The sequence below is a fragment of the Enterobacter sp. CPE_E1241 genome, from assembly GCF_045618265.1.
Taxonomy (GTDB): Bacteria; Pseudomonadota; Gammaproteobacteria; order Enterobacterales; family Enterobacteriaceae; genus Enterobacter; species Enterobacter adelaidei.
The window spans coordinates 1,206,090-1,225,025 of record NZ_JBIWYV010000001.1 but is presented as its reverse complement, the minus strand read 5'-3'; the positions used below and the strand labels follow the sequence as shown (position 1 = coordinate 1,225,025).

Genomic DNA, 18,936 nt, shown 5'->3' with positions numbered 1-18,936 from the left:
CCTCTCCCCACCTGGGGAGAGGTGTTTACGTTATACAGCCTTACGGAACCTGCGGGTCAGTCGCTTCTCGATTTCGACGACGAAGAACATCACACCAGCGACCGCCAGGGTCACGAACCAGTAACGCAGCGGTAAGGCTTCCGTACCAAACAGCATCTGCATAAATGGCAGGTAGATAATCGCCGCCTGAAGCAGGAACAGCACACCCGTCACCAGCCAGATCCCTTTGTTCGCCAGCAGGCCGCGGTTCAGGGAGAATGATTCCGTGTTGCGGCAGTTAATCATGTAGACCCACTGGGCACAGACCAGCATCTGTAGCAGCACGGTGCGGATGAACTCCGCGCTGTGGCCGCGCGGGGCCAGCCAGGCTTCAAGTGCAAAGGCCGCAATGGCAATCATGGTGCCGACGAAGGCCACGCGCCACACGGCGTAGGCATCCATCACGTGCTGTCCGGTCTTACGTGGTGGACGACGCATGATGTTGCGTTCGGCGGCCTCAAAGGCCAGGCCGAAGGAGAGCGTGGCGGAAGTGGCCATGTTCATCCACAAAATCAGCACCGGGGTCAGCGGAATGATATTTCCTGCCAGCAGCGCAATGACAATCAGCAGCCCCTGCGCGAGGTTGGTCGGCATAATGAAGAGGATGGTCTTCTTCAGGTTGTCGTAAACGCGACGCCCCTCTTTCACCGCGCTGGCGATGGTGGCGAAGTTATCGTCCGTCAGGACCATGTCCGCAGCCTCTTTGGTCACTTCCGTGCCTTTGATGCCCATCGCGATGCCCACATCCGCCTGACGCAGCGCCGGGGCATCATTAACACCGTCACCGGTCATGCCGACGATTTCACCTTTATCCTGCAACGCTTTCACCAGGCGCAGCTTATGCTCCGGGCTGGTACGGGCGAAGATGTCATACTTCACCGCGGCTTCAGCCAGCCCGGCGTCGTCCATTTTCTCCAGCTCATAACCCGTTACGGCCTGCTCGCTGTTACTGATCCCCAACATCTGGCCGATGCTCATTGCCGTTTGCGGGTGATCGCCGGTGATCATCTTCACGCGGATCCCCGCCTGCTGACAGGCGTTTATCGCCGCAATGGCTTCCGGACGCGGTGGGTCCATCATCCCGGCAATACCGAGGAAGATTAGACCGTGCTTCAGCGCATCGTGGGTTAACGCCTGCTCGCCGCTCGTCGGTTTGAACGCTGCTGCCACCATACGCAGCCCCTGGCGCGCATAGCGCTCCATCTCGGTTTCCCAGTACGCGCGGTCGAAATCTTGTGTACCGTTACGGCTCTGCTGCTGCGCGCACAGGGCGAAAATCACATCTGGCGCGCCGGTAATTAAAATCTGCTCCTCACTGCCGATCTGGTAGTGGGTGCTCATGTACTTATACTGCGAGTCAAACGGGATCTTGTTAACCAGCGTGGTCATGACCGGCTCAAGATGAGCTTTCGCTGCCAGTACCTTTAGCGCGCCTTCGGTCGGCCCGCCGGTAATCCCCCACAGACCGCGCTCGTCCTGAATCAGTTGGCTGTCATTACACAGGTCAATCGTCCGCAGGTACTGCTCCAGCACGGTGCCAGGCTGGATTTGTATGGGCTCGTCGCTCCCCTCCAGGTAAATATTGCCCACCGGCTCGTAGCTGTTACCATCTACACGATAGCAGCTGTCAGCGGTGATGATGGCCTTTACCGTCATCTCGTTCATGGTCAGGGTGCCGGTTTTGTCCGAGCAGACCACGGTCATTGCTCCCAGAGTTTCCACCGTCGGCAGTTTGCGGATAATGGCCCGCTTACGCGCCATCGCCTGCACGCCCAGAGAAAGGATGATGGAGATAATCGCCGGCAGGCCTTCCGGTACGGATGCTACCGCCAGGCTAATCAGGGAGAGCAGTAACTCGCCCATCGGGATCTCACGAAATACCAGGCTGAAAACAAACAGCGCAGCCATCATTGCCAGAATAATGACGAAGATCGCTTTACCCAGCTTGTCCATTTGTACCAGCAGCGGCGTGCGGTGCTTTTCGATGCCCGCCATCATCTGGTTGATGTGGCCGAGTTCCGTATCCTTACCGGTCGCGGTGACCACGCCAACGCCGCCGCCCGCACTTACGGTCGTTCCGGAGAAGACCATGTTGGTACGATCGCCCAACGGTAATTCACCGTTCAGCGGATAAATGTGTTTATCCACAACCGTGGATTCACCCGTCAAAATCGCTTCTTCTACCCGTAAATTATGCGCTTCGATGAGACGCATATCCGCCGGAATACGATCTCCCGCACGTAATACGATAATATCGCCCGGGACTATTTCAGTTGTCGGTATAGTTTCATGATTGCCGTTGCGAATAACGCGCGCCTCGCTGGAGAGCATATTACGAATACTCTTCAGGGATTTTTCCGCATTACTTTCCTGAACATGGCCAATTAACGCATTAATGACTGCGACACCCAAAATAACCAGCGTATCAACCCAGTGGCCCATTACTGCCGTTAATACGGCGGCGGCCAGCAGGACATAAATCAGCACATCATTAAAATGGGCCAAAAAACGCAGCCAGGCGGGTTTACCTTTTTTCTCCGGCAGCGCGTTCGGACCTGATTTTTGCAGACGCGCCTGCGCCTCTGCACGGTCCAGACCGCTGGCCTGACTCTGCGTGTGGGTAAGCACCTGCTCGACGGTCTGCTGATATGCCAGCCCGCCGGAAGGCGGCACGTTTGGGGACAATTTTTTTTCAGTCATCGTATTTTTCCTTCAATATCCGGTGAAGAGAAGCCTGAATTCCTTTCTGGCTTAAATAAATTCATTTTAAAGTCTTGCGGGTAAAATTGATCTACCGCAATATAATTGCGTCTCGGTTATTCAAAACTGCTTAAAACTATTTCGATGAGCTAATTTTTACAAAATGTTTCTAAACCAAATCTAAACGAGGAGGAACCATGTTTGGTATTTATCGCGGGCGCCGCCTGGCGTTATACATTATCGCAGCCATTGTTATTGCCACGTTAATTGGTTATAGCACCTATACATTTGTAAAATTATTTTCGTAACGCAGACATTTATTGACATAACGCGATATTAATTTAATTGTCTGCCGGATAATATTTTATTCCTGTGATTGACACACAGATTACGGCGATTATTTTCTTGAAATCGAGTAGGCGGGTTTATATTGCTTTACGTTCCGGGATGCCGGACAATGACATTTTTAACTGACGATTAACATTAAGATGAAACACCCGTTAGAATCGCTGCTCACCGCGGGAGGCATTTTATTGCTGGCCCTGCTTTCGTGCCTGCTGCTTCCTGCGCCCTCGCCTGGGCTAGTGCTGGCGGAGAAACTGGTTACCACCTTCCATATGGTCGATCTTAACCAGCTTTACACCATTTTGTTCTGCCTGTGGTTTTTACTGCTTGGGGTTATCGAATTCTTCGTGTTGCGTTTCGTCTGGCGTCGCTGGTTTTCACTGGCGTCGTAAGCCATAAAAAAGCCGGGTGATGGCTACGCCTTACCCGGCCTGAATTTCGATACGTTCAATGCGCCCGGCTATGATTCTCTTTGCGGTATGCTCCAGGCGGCTGATTAAAGGTGCGGGTAAAAATACGCGTAAACGTCTGCTGCGAGTCATACCCGTAGCGCAGGCAGATTTCATAGACGCGTTCGTCCGATTCACGCAAATCGCGCGCCGCCAGCAGCAGCTTGCGTTCACGGATATAACGTCCCAGACTCTCCCCTTTGTACTGCATAAAGAGTCTCTGCAGGTGCCATTTCGAGTAACCCGCGTGGCGAGCAATCTCGTCAATACGTAATGGCTGATGCAGGTTGTCGTCGATCCACTCGACGATGGTATCAATGACTTGAGCGGAAATGGTCATACTGCTCTCCCCTTCTGCTTCTCGTTTAAACATTATTCCCACCATTCACGAAATGTTTGCGTGGTATCGCTCACCCGAACAGGCTCACCCAGCTCCGGTGTCAGCAGCCGATAGTTTTTGTCCTTGCTGGCTTTTGCCAGCTGGATCAGCGGGTCGTTCCATGTGTGTTTCGCCAGTACGAAGCGCCCGTTATGCCCGGGCACGACGGCTTTTGCATTAAGATCGGCTGAAGCCTGCGCCGTTTCATCCGGCAGCATGTGGATGTACTTCCAGTCCTGGTCGTACTGGCCGTTTTCCATAATGGCTAAATCCACCTCGCCAAACTGTTCGCCGATAGCCCTGAAGTGCGGGCCGTACCCGGAGTCACCGCTGTAGTAAACCTTCTGCTCTGGCGTAACGAACATAAAACTGCCCCACAAGGTTTGATCGCGTTTGATACCGCGTCCGGAGAAGTGACGCGCCGGCAGTACATGCACCGTCAATTCATCACTGATGTGCACCGACTGGTTCCAGTCTCGCTCGTCGATAATCTCTGGTTTCATCCCCCAGTAACGCAGGTGAGATCCGACACCCAGCGGTGTCACCACACGCTTCACTTTCGGCAGTAATGCCCTGATGGTGGCGTAATCCAGATGATCGTAGTGATCGTGCGAGATAATCAGCAGGTCGATTTCCGGCATGCTCTCAGCGCGCCACGGGTACTCGCCGGCAAATGCTTTATTCAGGAACGAGAACGGCGCGGCATAGTTACCCAGCACCGGATCGATCAGAATGCGTTTGCCCGCCAGCTGGAGATACCAGGAAGAGTGACCAAGCCACACCAGGGTGTCCTGCTCCAGCGGCAGGCTCGCAAGATCGGTTTTCACCATCGGCAGCGGCTGAGCCGGGCGTGCGTTTTCCGTTTTTTGGGTCAGAAACTCCCACATCGCCACCAGCATATTTTTGTCACCGTTATAACCCGGTGTCGGCAACGTATTATGGAATTTCCCGTCACGATGCTGTGGGGAAGCCTCGACTTCCGTGAGCTGAGCCCCCTGCGGGGACTGGCCAAATCCGGCATTCAGGACAAACGGTAAACTTGCAGCTGAAGCAATAATCATGACAAACACCACGCAGATGAATTGAGGCTTTTTCATATCCTGACCCGAAAACGCGCCCCATCCGATGGTTTGCGCGGGGTAAACTTGATTATGAGTGAGTAAGCACTCATTATAGATGTGATGATAAAGTCGTCAAGACGTTTTCGATCTTTGACATTCCGCGTTGCAGCGTGTCAAAGCACGTGTTTCAATCAGGGTTTTTATAATTGACAGGGGGAAAAATTTAGTGGCACGTCCGAAGAGTGAAGATAAAAAACAGGCCTTGCTGGAAGCCGCAACGGTGGCGTTTGCACAGTCAGGTATTGCCGCCTCAACGGCACTCATCGCCCGAAACGAGGGCGTCGCCGAAGGGACTCTGTTTCGCTACTTTGCTACCAAAGACGATCTGCTGAATGCCCTCTATCTGCACCTGAAGCAGGATCTCTGTCAGGCAATGCTGTCCAACCTGGATCGCAGCCTTACCACGCCAAAAGAGCACACGCGAAACATCTGGAATAGCTACGTTGACTGGGGGATCAAAAACCCTCTCGCCCACGCCGCGATTCGCCAGCTTGGCGTGAGTGAAAAGATCAACGCTGAAACTGAGCAGGCTGTGAAAGAAATGTTCCCCGAGCTGCATGAACTCTGCCGCCGCTCGGTGCGTCATGTATTTATGTCTGATGAATTTAAAACGTTCGGCGATGCGCTGTTTTTATCGCTGGCCGAAGCGACGATGGAATTTGCCACCCGCGATCCTTCCCGCGCCGTTGATTTTAAAGCGCTCGGCTTTGAGGTGATGTGGCGCGGGCTTGCCCAGGAGGAGAGCGATGGAGAGTAAGGCATTGCAGGAGCACGCAAAACGCGTGGCGCTGGAGCTGCCGTTCACCGAACACTGCTGGCCGTTTGGGCCGGAGTTTGACGTGTTTAAAGTAGGCGGAAAAATTTTCATGATTGTGGCGGTTGCCCACAGGCGCCCGCACGTTAGCCTGAAATCAGACCCGGAGAAATCCCTGCTTAATCAGCAGATCTATCGCGGGATAGAGCCGGGCTACCATCTGAGTAAAAAGCACTGGATTTCCCTTTACGGCACTGACGATGTGACACCGGAACTGGTTACCGACCTCATCAATGATTCCTGGCATCTGGTGGTGGATAAGCTACCGAAAAAAGACCAGAAGTGGATCCGTCCGGCTTGATTGTTCGTCTGAGACGAACAGAATAAGCGCTCGAATTGCACTTATCTTTTTCCGCGTCGCGCTGTAATCTGCTCACCTTTCGCGCCCGCGCACGGGCGAATTTCATCACCAGGAGTTGTTATGGATATCATTTCTGTCGCCCTGAAACGCCACTCCACCAAGGCGTTCGACGCAAGCAAAAAACTGACCGCTGAAGAAGCGGAAAAAATCAAAACCCTGCTGCAGTACAGCCCGTCCAGCACCAACTCCCAGCCGTGGCACTTTATTGTTGCCAGCACCGAGGAAGGTAAAGCACGCGTGGCGAAGTCTGCTGCGGGCACCTATGTCTTCAACGAACGCAAAATGCTGGATGCTTCTCACGTGGTAGTGTTCTGCGCGAAAACGGCGATGGATGATGCCTGGCTGGAACGCGTCGTGGATCAGGAAGAAGCTGATGGCCGCTTTGCGACACCAGAAGCGAAAGCCGCGAACCACAAAGGCCGCACCTATTTTGCTGACATGCACCGCGTGGATCTGAAAGATGACGACCAGTGGATGGCGAAACAGGTTTATCTGAACGTCGGTAACTTCCTGCTGGGTGTGGGGGCGATGGGTCTGGATGCGGTACCGATTGAAGGTTTCGACGCCGCGATCCTCGACGAAGAATTTGGTCTGAAAGAGAAAGGCTTTACCAGCCTGGTGGTGGTGCCTGTTGGCCACCACAGCGTGGAAGATTTCAATGCCACGCTGCCGAAATCTCGCCTGCCGCTGAGCACGGTTGTGACCGAGTGCTAAACAAAACGGGCCGCTCAGTGCGGCCCGTTACGTTTTACCGGCCGCCAGCATGCCAAATCCGCTCCGCATATCGTCCTATCACCGCCAGCGACGCCGCCAGAATCAGGAAGAACACCACCTTATTCATGCCGTCCCAGAAGTACTCGAAATAGCGGGTATAAAGGTTGATGGCAAGAAACGTCAGACCAAAGCCGCGTAGCATACCGTCGTCGGTTTTCAGGCTGATATAAATACAGATTACCGCAGCCACCGCAAACAGCAGCGCCCACGGCAGAAGCGATGCCTGCGTCACGCTGTACCAGTTATCAATATCGTAATTGCCAAATATCGACATGATCCACAGGGCAACAAACAGGTACGTTAACCCCATCGCTTTGCTGGTCGTGTAGAGCTGTCGCGCCTGCAATAACGCCCGCAGAACCCAGCACAACGCCAGCAGCCCGCCGCCAAAGAAGATAAACCGTACCGGGTAGTTCATCCCCAGCCAGTACGCGCCCCAGCCGGATACATAGCCCGTCTCAGCACCAAACCAGTTGCCAAGTGAGAGCAGGAAAAACAGCCACACCAGCCCCGAGCGACCAAAAAAGCCCACCAGCCCGTAAATCACGCAACCTGCCAGGAACAACGGTGCCACGTGGCCGCTGCCGTTATCGAGCCGTTCGCCAAGCTGCCAGAGCGCGATGGCGGTAAAGAAGACCCCAAGGAACAGGATCGCCTCAGTACTGTAGTGCCACTGGGTTTCCCGCCGCTGTCGGCTGAATCCCCACAGGTAAAACAGCACCGCAATCACCGCCGGTAACCCGATGCGGGCGAAAGAAGAGAAAGCGAAGAATTCGATAATACGCGCCATCAACTCACTGTCGGAGAACAGGCTGCCAATGGCGATGATCACACAGGCGAGCGCCGTCCAGAAGGCGTAGCGGCTAAGGCGCTGCCAGTCCATGGAGACGCGTTTCAGGGTCCCGGTCAGCCGTTGGTGTTCGTCGTGGGTTAACATACCGTCCTGTTGCCACTCATCGAGTGCGCGACGTAAAAGCCGCTCCTGTTTTCGGGTCACCTTCATTTAGCCTGCTCCGCCAGCCATTCCATTGCTTTCTCCCCCGCGTCATCCACTGGCAGATAAACCAGCAGTCGCGAACCGTTGCGAGGAGCAGAGTACCAGTACATTTGTTGCAGGGTAAACTCCCCAAGTTCAGGATGGGTGAATAGCTTGAGCTGGTTTTCCACGCCGCGCACGTCGTTGCGCTGGTGCCACAGGGTTTTAAACTCGTCAGATACCGCGAAGAAGCGTGCCAGTTTAGCTTCCCACAGCGGGTCACCCCGGTGCTCGGCCATCGCCGCCCGGAAATAGGAGACAAATATCGGCAGTACATCGTCGCGCCGGCCAAGCCGGGCACGCCACGCAGGATGCGTGAGGAACAGATAAATACAGTTGCGATCTTCCGGTGGGATAGCATTGAAATCGACCCCCATCAGATGACCAAAGCTGTCGTTCCACGCCACGATGTCGAAATTCGGTTTCTGAATACTGGCCGGTTTTGGCATCAGCGTATCCAGCAGGCGGCGCGTACCTTCGCTGATCCCCTCGCAGCAGGTCGCCTGCGGTGCTTCACCCGGCGGTAATCCGGCCAACACAAACAGGTGCCGTGCTTCAGTCGGGGTACATTGCAGTGCTTTTGCGACGGCGGCCATGACCGCGCTGGAAGGATTAACATCCCGGCCCTGCTCAAGCCAGGTGTACCAGGTCACACCCACGTCAGCCAACAGAGCGACCTCTTCCCGGCGCAACCCTGGCGTGCGTCGACGACCACTGCGCGGAAGGCCTAGACGCTGCGGATCAAGGCTTTCGCGACGGGCACGCAGAAATGCCCCCAGCTGTTTTCGGGTGTCATCCTGAAGTGAGACGACAGGTTCAGACATCAGCGCCATAAATCCCCCTGCATGGTAGTGCCAGTACCAGTATAAGCAAGAACTGGTACCCGTTTATCAGATAGTTGATGCTACGACCATCTGATGAATGACGCAATGGAGTTACCATGAATACGTCAGTTGTTTCACCGGGTCGCGCAGGCCTGATATTGCTGTTAACCGGCCAGATGCTGCCCATGATTGATACCTCAATCACCAACGTGGCGCTGGACGCCATCACCCATTCTCTGCATGCCACCGCCACCGAGCTGGAGCTGATTGTCGCCCTATACGGCGTGGCCTTCGCCGTCTGTCTCGCACTCGGCAGCAAGCTGGGGGACAACCTTGGCCGTCGTCGTCTGTTTATGTGGGGAGTGGCAATCTTTGGCCTGGCCTCGCTGCTGTGCGGGATTTCGGGGAATATCGAACAACTGCTTGCCGCGCGCATTGTGCAGGGTGCTGGCGCGGCGTTGATCATGCCGCAAATTCTCGCCACGCTGCATGTCACCTTAAAAGGTACGGCCCACGCCAAAGCGATAAGCCTGTTTGGCGGGATCGGCGGGATCGCGTTTATCGTCGGGCAGATGGGTGGCGGCTGGCTGGTATCGGCGGATATCGCCGGGCTGGGCTGGCGTAACGCGTTCTTTATCAACGTGCCAATCTGTCTGGTGGTTCTGGCGTTAAGCCGTCGCTATGTGCCGGAAACCCGTCGCGAAACGCCGTCGCGCATTGACTGGGCGGGAACCGTGTTGCTGGCAGTGATCCTCTGCTGTCTGCTGTTCCCGATGGCCCTCGGCCCGCAGTGGCACTGGTCATGGCCGCTGAAGGCCGCGCTGATTGCGATTATCCCGCTGGGATATCTGATGGTATTGAATGCCCGTAAAAAAGAGCGTGAGGATGCCCATCCGCTGATCCCACCGCGTCTGATACAGCTTCGCAGCATTCGCTTTGGCGTGCTGATTGCGATGCTCTTTTTCAGCGTCTGGTCCGGGTTTATGTTCTGTATGGCGCTGACCATGCAAACCGGTCTCGGGATGGCGCCGTGGCAGTCGGGGAACAGTTTTATCGCCCTGGGCGTGACCTACTTTATTTCAGCATGGTTTGCCCCGCGTATGATCGCCCGCTACAGCACCAGCACGATCCTGCTGACCGGGCTGGCGATCCAGATTATCGGCCTGCTGGCGTTGATCGCCACATTCCGCCTCTGGGGCATGAACAACACAACGCTGACCCTGGTTCCGGCGACCGGCCTGGTTGGCTATGGACAGGCGCTGATCGTCAACAGCTTCTACCGCATCGGGATGCGCGACATCCAGCCTGATGATGCCGGTGCCGCGAGTGCGATCCTGAGTACGCTTCAGCAGGCGGCACTCGGTCTTGGTCCGGCCATTTTCGGCGCAATTTTGCTGCACGGGCTGAGGAATCATCACGGGGATTTTACTCAGGCGATAAACCTCTTCCTGGCCGTCGAAACAGGTTTGATGCTTATTCTTGCGCTGGCAACATTACGTATGCGTCATCGTCTGTGTCTGCCCGTGGTGAAGACCTGCCACGTCACTAAATAAGCCAGGCAGATTTGCATAACAGGTTTGCAGCCGCCATTATGGGGCTGCATCAATACAGGAGACGTTATGCAGGAATTAATTGCTCAGGTTGAAGAGTTAGGCATTGAAATTAATCACACCACTTCTTTAGTGATTATCTTTGGTATTATTTTTCTTACTGCCCTTATCGTTCATTTTATTCTGCACAAAGGGGTACTGCGCGTTTTTGAGAAACGCGCGCAGGCCAGTAGCCATTTGTGGTTACAGATCATTACCCAGAATAAGTTATTTCACCGTCTGGCCTTTACCCTTCAGGGGATAATCGTTAACGTTCAGGCGGTTTTGTGGCTGCAAAAAGGCAGCGAAGCGGCTGAAATACTCACCACCTGCGCGAAGCTGTGGGTAATGGTCTATGCGCTTCTCTCCTTCTTCTCCCTGCTGGATGTGATATTCAATCTGTCGCAGAAAATGGCCACCGCGTCACAGCTGCCGCTGAAGGGGATATTCCAGGGAATCAAGCTGGTGAGTGCGATTCTGGTTGGGATCTTAATTATCTCCCTGCTGATTGGACAATCCCCCGCCATTCTGATTAGCGGGCTGGGTGCGATGGCCGCAGTCCTCATGCTGGTATTTAAAGATCCGATTCTGGGGCTGGTCGCCGGAATACAGCTGTCCGCCAACGATATGCTCAAGCTGGGCGACTGGCTGGAAATGCCAAAATTCGGCGCGAACGGCACGGTGACGGATATTGGCCTGACCACCGTGAAAGTGAGAAACTTCGATAACACCATCACAACGATCCCAACATGGGCGCTGGTGTCCGATGCCTTTATCAACTGGAGCGGAATGTCGGCTTCAGGTGGGCGACGTATTAAGCGCAGTCTGAATATTGATACCACCAGCATTCATTTTCTCAACGAGCAGGAACAGCAGCACCTGATTCAGGCGAAGCTGCTTAAGCCCTATATGGCCGCGCGGCACGAGGAAATTTCACTCTGGAATCAGGAGAACGGTGAAGGGGAGTCGGTATTAAACCTGCGTAAGATGACCAATATTGGCACCTTCCGCGCCTACCTGAATGAATATCTGCGCAATCACCCGCGTATTCGCAAAGATATGACGCTGATGGTGCGCCAGTTAGCGCCTGACGCGAATGGTCTGCCGATTGAAATATATGCCTTCACCAACACGGTGGTCTGGGCAGAATATGAGGAGATTCAGGCCGACATCTTCGACCATATTTTCGCGGTGGTGGATGAATTTGGGCTGCGTATTCACCAGTCCCCCACCGGAAACGACATTCGATCTCTGGCAGGTGTTATCGCGAAATAAGCATTTAAGCCCGGTAAGCGCAACGCTACCGGGCGAAAACCGCACTATTTCTTGCGGGAAAGCTTAAACGCCGCAAACAGGAAAATCACCCACACCGGCAGCAGCATCGCCGACAGGCGCATCTCATCCATCGTGCACATCAGCACCAGAATCAGCCCCAGGAAAGCGATACAGAGATAGTTACCTGCCGGATAGAGCAGCGCCTTAAACTGTGTTTCACGCCCCTTGCGGCGCATTGCCGCGCGAAAACGCAGGTGCGCCAGGCAGATCATGATCCAGTTCAGGAGCAACGTGGCAACCACCAACGCCATCAGCAGGCCAAAGGCCTCTTTCGGCAACAGATAGTTAATCAACACCACCAGCGACGTGATAGCGCCAGAAAGCAACAGCGAATTCACCGGCACGCCACGACGGCTGACGCGGGTAAGAAACCTCGGCGCGTTGCCCTGCACAGAGAGGCCAAACAGCATGCGGCTGTTGGAGTAGACACCGCTGTTATAGACCGAAAGTGATGCCACCAGAATGACGAAGTTCAGCGCAGAGGCCACCACGTTGCTGTTCAAATCGTGGAAAATCATCACAAACGGACTGCTGTCTGACTTCACCTCAACCCACGGGTAGAGCGCAAGCAGCACCACCAGCGAACCGATATAGAACAACAGAATACGGTACACCACCTGGTTGACCGCTTTAGGAATGCTTTTATGCGGATCGCGCGCTTCAGCAGCGGTGATGCCAATCAACTCCAGGCCGCCAAAGGAGAACATAATCACGGCAAGAGAGAGAATAAGCCCCTTCCAGCCCGTTGCCAGGAAACCGCCGTGTTGCCACAGGTTGTCGATAGTGGCACGCTCGCCACCGTGACCTGAGAACAGCAGCCAGAGGCCAAAGCCGATCATACCGATAATCGCCAGCACTTTAATCAGCGCGAACCAGAACTCGGTTTCACCATACAGGCGCACATTCACGAGGTTAACGGCGTTAATGATAATGAAGAAGGCCGCCGCCCAAATCCACGTCGGAACGTCCGGCAGCCAGTACTGCATATAGATGCCAGCCGCCGTCAGCTCAGCCATCCCCACCAGCACGAACATCACCCAGTAGTTCCAGCCGGACAGGAAGCCTGCAAAAGGGCCCCAGTATTTATAAGCAAAGTGTGCGAAGGAGCCTGAAACCGGCTCTTCAACGACCATCTCACCGAGTTGGCGCATGATCAGGAAGGCGATAACCCCGGCGATACCGTAACCCAGCAGAACCGCCGGGCCAGCCATCTGAATCGCAGGGCCGATACCGAGAAACAACCCGGTACCAATTGCGCCGCCGAGGGCAATTAACTGAATATGTCGATTTTGCAAACCACGTTGCAGCGTCGGATTCTGTTCCGACGAAGCTTCAGCACTACCGTTGCCTGAAGCGGATGACGCGTCTTTCACGTCCTACCCCTGTCTCTTTTTTAGAAGGGGCACGTTTTAACACTTCATGCTGGAGGTAGCAAGGGATTGGGTGGAACCTCGGGCAGCCACCCCGATACCGGAGTGGCTGTGGTGTCATTATTTTTTCTTGTAAATATTAGCCGTACCGTGAATTTTATTGTTGGTGTTACCTGAAGTGAGCACCAGCACATCCGCGCCTTTCTTATCCGCTTTTTCAATCAGCTCTTTTTTTGCGTCATCCACAGATACTTCATTCGAGGTGCTTACCGTACCGATTTTTTGATACTGAGACGCAACTTTCTTGAACTCATTTTTTGTCAGCAGTTGGGCAGCAAACGCATTGGTCGTAAACAGTAACGCAGTTCCCAACAAAATAACCGTTGTCTTTTTCATAACCTTTTTCCTTGAGATTAATCAGCAACTACGAAAAACCTCACACATTATGGTGAGGTTTTATGAGCATGGTAGAGAATCTCAGGAAATGCCATACGTCCTGGAAAATTCTTTTATAACAACCCGTTGCATGAAATTACTAACGACTATTAAGAATATTCAAAAACACGCGCCGTGCCAGCAATATCAATGCGTACAGACGTCCCAGGGTTCCACCCAGGCTGGCTTACCGTCTTCAGAATCACAGGCTGCTGTTGCCCGGCTAATCCCAGGGTGAGCGTCGACAGCTGACCGGTGAAATCCACATCAAGAATCGAGATCGGGCTTTCATGCGCTGCACATGCCGTTACGCGCAGCTGTTCGGGGCGCATCATTACCCTGCCCTCTCCTGTCGCATGCGCGTTGTCCGTCGGCACCTCACCCAGCGCGCACAGGGCACTCCCGGCATTGAGCTGAGCTGGCAGGATCACCGCATCTCCAAGAAACAGCGCCGTTTCTTCGTCAACAGGCTGCGTGTAGACTTCATAAGGCGTACCAACCTGGGTAAAACGTCCGGCACGCATGACGGCAACCTGGGTGGCAAACGACAACGCTTCGTTCTGATCGTGGGTGACCAGAATGGAGGCAACGCCTGCTTCGGCCAGCAGATCGGCCGTTGCTTTGCGCGTCATCGCGCGCAGGCCCGTATCCAGAGCCGAGAAAGGTTCATCCAGCAGCATCAATGAAGGACGTTGGGCCAGCGCACGGGCCAGCGCCACGCGCTGCTGCTGCCCACCGGAAATCTCATGCGGCCAGTGTGTCGCTAGCTGCCTGTCCAGCGAAACCATATCCATCAGCGCTTCAATACGCTGACGCTTCTCATGACGTGTACCGTTCAGCCCCCAGGCAATGTTATCTGCCACATTAAGATGCGGGAACAATGCGCCCTCCTGAGGAACAAAACCGATCCCGCGCAGGTGGGCGGGGACAAAACTGTTCTCATCGAACAGCGTTCGCCCCTGCATGACAATACGCCCGGTGTCCGGTGTTTCAAACCCGGCAAGAATTCGCAGCAGCGTGGTTTTACCTGATCCGGATGGCCCGACAATTGCCGTCCGGCTCCCGGGGGCAACGCTCAGGTTTAAGCTGTCGAGCACCTGCACATCAGAGAATGTTTTAGAAATGGAGGTTAATTCAAGCATGTCAAAGCCCTGCAATTTTTTTCGACTGCATATAGAGAATGGCGGTCAGCGGGAGTGAAATCAGGATCATCAGCATTGCGTAAGGCGCTGCGGCCACATAGTCAATTTCACTGGTCAGCGCCCAGAACCCGGTGGAGAGCGTGCGCGTGCCCAGCGGAGAGAGCAGCAGAGTCGCAGTCAGCTCGTTGCTGACACCAAGGAAAACAAGTGCCGCCCCCGCTGCCGCACCTGGCGCAGCCAGCCGCATCGTGACGCTCCATAGTGCCTTCGCCGGCGTACTGCCAAGACTGCGCGCCACGTTTTCCAGTTCCACCGGTGCCTGTGCTATCCCGGCACGCAGGTTAATGAGCGCGCGGGGCATAAACATCAGCAGATAGGCAAGGAACAGGGTAATTTCCGTCTGGTAAATGGGACGGGCGTAATGAATGGTGACAGTGACCAGCGCAAGCGCGGTGACAATCCCCGGCAGCGAACTGGTGATGTAGATGCAGCCTTCCAGCATACGAAAAACGCGGTGGGGGTAGCGAATTCCGAGCCAGGCGATGGGGATCACACACGCTGTCGTCAACAGAGCACCACCCACACCAAGCATCAGCGTCTGGCGCAGTGAGTGCCAGAGATCGGCGCTCATCCAGTTTTGCACACCGCCGAGCCAAATCCAGCGACACAGAACAATTAATGGCACGCCCAGTGCCAGAACAATCAGCACGATGAAAAACAGCTGACCCAGCGCAGCCGCAGCGGGTTTCAGCGGCCAGCGCTTCTGTTCACGTGCGGCACCAGCACCAATGCGCGCGTAGCGTGCTTTTCCGCGCGTCACGCCTTCCAGCACTAAGATAGCCAGACAGCACAAGGCCAGTACACCCGCCAGCATGTTTGCGGCAGGACCGCTGAAGGTAGACTGAAACTGGTCATAAATCGCCGTGGTGAAGGTATCAAAACGGATCATCACGTACAGGCCATATTCCGCCAGCAGGTGCAGAGCCACCAGCAGCGCGCCGCCGCAGATAGCCAGCTTGAGTTGTGGCAGCACCACGCGGAAAAAGACCCGCCACGGCGGCGTGCCGAGCGAAGCGGCCACATCTTCCAGCGTCGGGTCAAGGCGGCGCAGCACCGCCGCTACCGGCATATAGATAAAGGGATAGTAGGCAAGCACGGAGAGGAACACGCCTGCAGAAAGTCCATGCATCGACGGAACAACACTTACCCACGCATAACTTTGTACAAACGCGGGGATAGCCAGCGGAGCCACCGCCAGCGCAGACCAGATCCCTCGTCCGGCAAGCTGCGTGCGCTCTGTGAGCCAGGCGATTGCTACACCTGTCACAATACAAAGCGGAACCGCTAACGCCGTCAGCCACAGCGTGTTGCTGAGCAACTCAGCAACACGCGGGCGGAACACCAGCGCCTTAATCGTCTCCCAGCCCGTCTCAATGCCAATGGCAATGATAAAACCTAAAGGCAGAAGCGCCATTAATGAAAACAGGACAGCTAACGCAACCATCGGCAGTGCAGGACGCCTGCGAGCAGGCTCCTGCACTCTGTTTTTGCCGATGTCGAGACTTAGACCAGACATAAGACGTTCACTTTACTCTCAGGATCACAGCAGACCGGCTTGTGTCATCAGCTCGATAACTTTTTTACTGTTGAGCGTTGAAGGTTCAACTTTCGGCGCATCGAGATCTTTCAGCGGAACGAGTTTCGGGTTAGAGGCAGCATTTACACCCACAGCATATTCAAAGGCATTGTTGGTACGCAGGCTTTCCTGGCCTTCTTTACCCGTGATGTATTTGATGAACGCCTGTGCTTGCTCTTTGTGTTTGCTGGATGCCAGTACACCACCGCCGGAGAGGCTCACAAACGCGCCCGGATCCTGGTGTTTGAAGTAGTAGAGCTGGGTGTTTTTGCTGTTTTCACCCGTTTTGGACTGGTCGACAAAACGGTAGTAGTGATAAATCACGCCGCCATCAATCTGACCGGCATTGACGGCCTTCATGACGGTGCTGTTACCTTTGTAGGCAACAAAGTTGGTTTTCATCGCTTTAAGCCATTCCAGAGTCGCCTTCTCGCCTTTCAGGGCCAGCATTGCGCTCACGATGGCCTGGAAATCTGCGCCTGACGGTGATGCCGCCCAACGGCCTTTCCACTCAGGTTTCGCCAGATCCATCAGCGATTTTGGCAGCTGCTGTTCGGTCAGTTTTTCCGGGTTATACACGAACACCGTGCTGCGGGCAGCAATCCCGATCCAGCGACCGTGTGCCGGACGATATTCTGCTGGTACCTGCTTCAGGGTATCTGCATTCAGCGGCGCGAACAGGTTGGCATTATCCACCAGAACCATGGACGGCGAGTTTTCCGTCAGGAATACGTCTGCTGGCGATGCGCTGCCTTCCTGAACCAGTTGGTTACCCAGCTCGCTGTCATCACCGTTACGCAGAGTCACTTTAATACCGGTTTCTTTAGTAAAACCGTCAACCCACGACTTAACCAGGTTTTCGTGCTGCGCGTTGTAGACAACGATACCCTCGTTGTTATCGGCCGCAACTGATTGTGTAGAAAGTAAAAGTGATGAAGACAACAAGGCAAGGGAGAAACATGACAGCAGACGAGAATTCATGAACATATCCTTAATTGACCAACGTGATTAACAACGCATAGCTTTGTGGGACAGGATTAAAGCATACAAAAACGCTAATGATAATTAGTATCAATCCAGTTTTAGCGTAAAAGTGTAAAATTTCATTATAGAGGTGTTTAAAGTGATAAAAATCCAGATTTAAGAATGGAGAAAAATAAAGATTAAGAAATCCTTAAGGACTGCCCTAATAAAAGATAATTAGCACTCTATTTATTAAGCCGTTATTTAACCGAAAAGAAAAGAATAAAAATTCGACCACAGGGCATTAGAAAAAAATGACTCCCTTCATGTCATTGTCCTGTTATCGCATTAGTCGATCTTAAGCGGAAGTGTCTCCAGCGTTCTCAGGATCAGACTTCGATTCGACCATTTCGCCTCACCGTCCAAAGCGGTAATCCCTCGCTTGCTCAGGGCCGTCGCCAGATTTTCAGCCTGAAACTGCGCCAGCAACTGCCCGATGCACTGGTGCACACCTGCTCCAAACCCTAGCTGTCGCTGTGCATTCTTTCTGCCCGGAATAAAGCGCGACGCCTCTTCAAAAACGCGTTCATCCCGGTTAGCGGAGCCAAGGCACAGTAACACGTTATCGCCAGCCTTCAGTTCACACCCCAGAAAATACACAGGAGCCGCAACCTTCCGCCTGCCCATCTGAAGCGGGGATTCAAAGCGCATCGTTTCGCTTACTATCTCTTTCATCCGCAGCGTGTTATTTCTGACCCCCCTCCTGCAATTCCGGATGCAATGCCAGCATATAGAGCAGGTTTCCGGTTAGCGCTTCGCTGGTTTCACTGCCGCCAATAAGCATCGTGATGCAGTCAGTGCTAAACCGCTCATAAAGCGCATTCCCATCTCCGCCATATCCTTTCAGCAGGCTGCGATAAAACAGCGAGTCATAACCTTCTCTGTGCGACTGTGCGAGCTGGAGAAAGCTATCATCCAGACGGGAGAGCGCTTTTATCAGCCTCTGAAGCCCCTCACGGTCAATGGCGCTGGGATCCAGCAATAGCCTGATGGCACTTTTCTCTTGCTCCACCACCTCCTGTTGCGCCTGCGGCAGGTTAAACCATACGGTGAAAAGCTTCCCCAATAGCGGCGCTGCAATCTGCCGAACTCCGTCAAACGGGCGAGCTGTGGGTAAAGCGGCTACCACTGAATGTGATTCGTGTGAGATGAGATGGGTTAATGCCCTCCAGGATTCGCCGGTAAACAGAGCCTGCAGAGCCTGACGGTGAGCGCGATGAACACTTCCCTCCTCAAAAAGGACAATGCCGTAGAGAAGATCCCGCAGCCGGGGCGGAAGGTTAAAACACTCTTTTTCCAGTACAGCATGCACGTCTTCAGGGATACCTGAAGAGACGAATGCACGTTCCTTCATTGCCTGATACACGTCCTGATAACGGGTAAGCACCCATGTTTTCCCGATTCGCGTCACCGGCTGATGGTTTCGCATATGGTGATAGACGTCGTGAAGATTCTCCTGAAAGACAGGAGAGGCAGGATTAAACCGAAGCGCTTTGTCGACATATGCCATGGGTGAGTCCTCATCACAGGATTAATCACCATTGAGTTAAGCAGGGATATGTTT

At 54.1% G+C, this 18,936-nt stretch carries 18 protein-coding genes; 6 read left to right on the top strand and 12 right to left on the bottom strand.

Going from position 1 to position 18,936, the window contains the following annotated elements; all coding sequences use genetic code 11:
- Nucleotides 1–30 precede the first annotated feature (30 nt).
- A complete protein-coding gene (locus ACJ9Y9_RS05880) occupies nt 31–2,739 on the bottom strand; it encodes a cation-transporting P-type ATPase (protein ID WP_028021397.1) in 2,709 nt (902 codons plus the stop codon).
- 488 nt (nt 2,740–3,227) lie between these two features.
- Between ACJ9Y9_RS05880 and ACJ9Y9_RS05875 the strand changes: the two genes are divergently transcribed.
- Nucleotides 3,228–3,476, top strand: a complete 249-nt coding sequence (locus tag ACJ9Y9_RS05875; protein ID WP_028018441.1) for a DUF1158 domain-containing protein — start codon at nt 3,228–3,230, stop codon at nt 3,474–3,476.
- Between the two features lie 55 nt (nt 3,477–3,531).
- On the opposite strand, the gene ACJ9Y9_RS05870 is transcribed toward ACJ9Y9_RS05875, so the two are convergent.
- Together ACJ9Y9_RS05870 and ACJ9Y9_RS05865 are read right to left on the bottom strand one after the other, a co-directional pair.
- On the bottom strand, nt 3,532–3,873 hold the full coding sequence (locus ACJ9Y9_RS05870; RefSeq protein WP_028018442.1) for a RamA family antibiotic efflux transcriptional regulator: 342 nt from the start codon (nt 3,871–3,873) through the stop codon (nt 3,532–3,534).
- A gap of 32 nt (nt 3,874–3,905) precedes the next feature.
- The gene (locus tag ACJ9Y9_RS05865) at nt 3,906–5,009 is read right to left on the bottom strand and encodes an MBL fold metallo-hydrolase (RefSeq protein ID WP_028018443.1); all 1,104 of its coding nucleotides are present in this window, start codon (nt 5,007–5,009) and stop codon (nt 3,906–3,908) included.
- Between the two features lie 190 nt (nt 5,010–5,199).
- Here ACJ9Y9_RS05865 and ACJ9Y9_RS05860 point away from each other — a divergent pair, with 190 nt between their 5' ends.
- From ACJ9Y9_RS05860 to nfsB, 3 genes are all read left to right on the top strand, one after another.
- On the top strand, nt 5,200–5,790 hold the full coding sequence (locus ACJ9Y9_RS05860) for a TetR/AcrR family transcriptional regulator (RefSeq protein WP_407226074.1): 591 nt from the start codon (nt 5,200–5,202) through the stop codon (nt 5,788–5,790).
- A complete protein-coding gene (locus tag ACJ9Y9_RS05855; RefSeq protein ID WP_028018445.1) occupies nt 5,780–6,148 on the top strand; it encodes an MmcQ/YjbR family DNA-binding protein in 369 nt (122 codons plus the stop codon). The genes ACJ9Y9_RS05860 and ACJ9Y9_RS05855 overlap by 11 nt, the downstream gene beginning before the upstream one ends.
- Nucleotides 6,149–6,268: 120 nt before the next feature.
- Complete coding sequence (gene nfsB / locus ACJ9Y9_RS05850; protein WP_028018446.1) at nt 6,269–6,922, top strand: oxygen-insensitive NAD(P)H nitroreductase; 654 nt, start codon at nt 6,269–6,271, stop codon at nt 6,920–6,922.
- Between the two features lie 34 nt (nt 6,923–6,956).
- On the opposite strand, the gene ACJ9Y9_RS05845 is transcribed toward nfsB, so the two are convergent.
- Nucleotides 6,957–7,985 (bottom strand): hypothetical protein, encoded by a 1,029-nt coding sequence (locus tag ACJ9Y9_RS05845; protein WP_028018447.1) that lies wholly within the window; start codon nt 7,983–7,985, stop codon nt 6,957–6,959.
- Entirely contained in the window at nt 7,982–8,851 is an 870-nt protein-coding gene (locus ACJ9Y9_RS05840; RefSeq protein WP_028018448.1) for a helix-turn-helix transcriptional regulator, read from the bottom strand. The genes ACJ9Y9_RS05845 and ACJ9Y9_RS05840 overlap by 4 nt, the downstream gene beginning before the upstream one ends.
- A gap of 107 nt (nt 8,852–8,958) precedes the next feature.
- On the opposite strand from ACJ9Y9_RS05840, the gene ACJ9Y9_RS05835 reads away from it, so the two are divergent.
- Both ACJ9Y9_RS05835 and ACJ9Y9_RS05830 read left to right on the top strand, forming a co-directional pair.
- Nucleotides 8,959–10,395: an MFS transporter gene (locus tag ACJ9Y9_RS05835; RefSeq protein WP_028018449.1), complete on the top strand. Its 1,437-nt coding sequence runs from the start codon at nt 8,959–8,961 to the stop codon at nt 10,393–10,395.
- Between the two features lie 66 nt (nt 10,396–10,461).
- Nucleotides 10,462–11,706 (top strand): mechanosensitive ion channel family protein, encoded by a 1,245-nt coding sequence (locus ACJ9Y9_RS05830; protein WP_028018450.1) that lies wholly within the window; start codon nt 10,462–10,464, stop codon nt 11,704–11,706.
- A gap of 44 nt (nt 11,707–11,750) precedes the next feature.
- Here the strand turns inward: ACJ9Y9_RS05830 and pheP are convergent, their stop codons facing one another.
- From pheP to ACJ9Y9_RS05795, 7 genes are all read right to left on the bottom strand, one after another.
- The gene (gene pheP, locus ACJ9Y9_RS05825; RefSeq protein WP_028018451.1) at nt 11,751–13,139 is read right to left on the bottom strand and encodes a phenylalanine transporter; all 1,389 of its coding nucleotides are present in this window, start codon (nt 13,137–13,139) and stop codon (nt 11,751–11,753) included.
- Between the two features lie 117 nt (nt 13,140–13,256).
- Nucleotides 13,257–13,532 (bottom strand): DUF1471 family periplasmic protein YahO, encoded by a 276-nt coding sequence (gene yahO / locus ACJ9Y9_RS05820; protein ID WP_028018452.1) that lies wholly within the window; start codon nt 13,530–13,532, stop codon nt 13,257–13,259.
- Nucleotides 13,533–13,681: 149 nt separating this feature from the next.
- A complete protein-coding gene (locus ACJ9Y9_RS05815; protein WP_028018453.1) occupies nt 13,682–14,713 on the bottom strand; it encodes an ABC transporter ATP-binding protein in 1,032 nt (343 codons plus the stop codon).
- 1 nt (nt 14,714) lies between these two features.
- Nucleotides 14,715–16,289 carry an iron ABC transporter permease gene (locus tag ACJ9Y9_RS05810; RefSeq protein ID WP_028018454.1) on the bottom strand — a complete coding sequence of 525 codons (1,575 nt, stop codon included), beginning with the start codon at nt 16,287–16,289 and terminating at the stop codon, nt 14,715–14,717.
- A 24-nt stretch (nt 16,290–16,313) separates the two neighbouring features.
- A complete protein-coding gene (locus ACJ9Y9_RS05805; RefSeq protein WP_028018455.1) occupies nt 16,314–17,330 on the bottom strand; it encodes an iron ABC transporter substrate-binding protein in 1,017 nt (338 codons plus the stop codon).
- Between the two features lie 330 nt (nt 17,331–17,660).
- Nucleotides 17,661–18,047: a cytochrome P450 gene (locus ACJ9Y9_RS05800; RefSeq protein ID WP_229255544.1), complete on the bottom strand. Its 387-nt coding sequence runs from the start codon at nt 18,045–18,047 to the stop codon at nt 17,661–17,663.
- Nucleotides 18,048–18,057: 10 nt separating this feature from the next.
- Nucleotides 18,058–18,882 carry a hypothetical protein gene (locus tag ACJ9Y9_RS05795; RefSeq protein WP_407226073.1) on the bottom strand — a complete coding sequence of 275 codons (825 nt, stop codon included), beginning with the start codon at nt 18,880–18,882 and terminating at the stop codon, nt 18,058–18,060.
- Nucleotides 18,883–18,936: the final 54 nt, after the last annotated feature.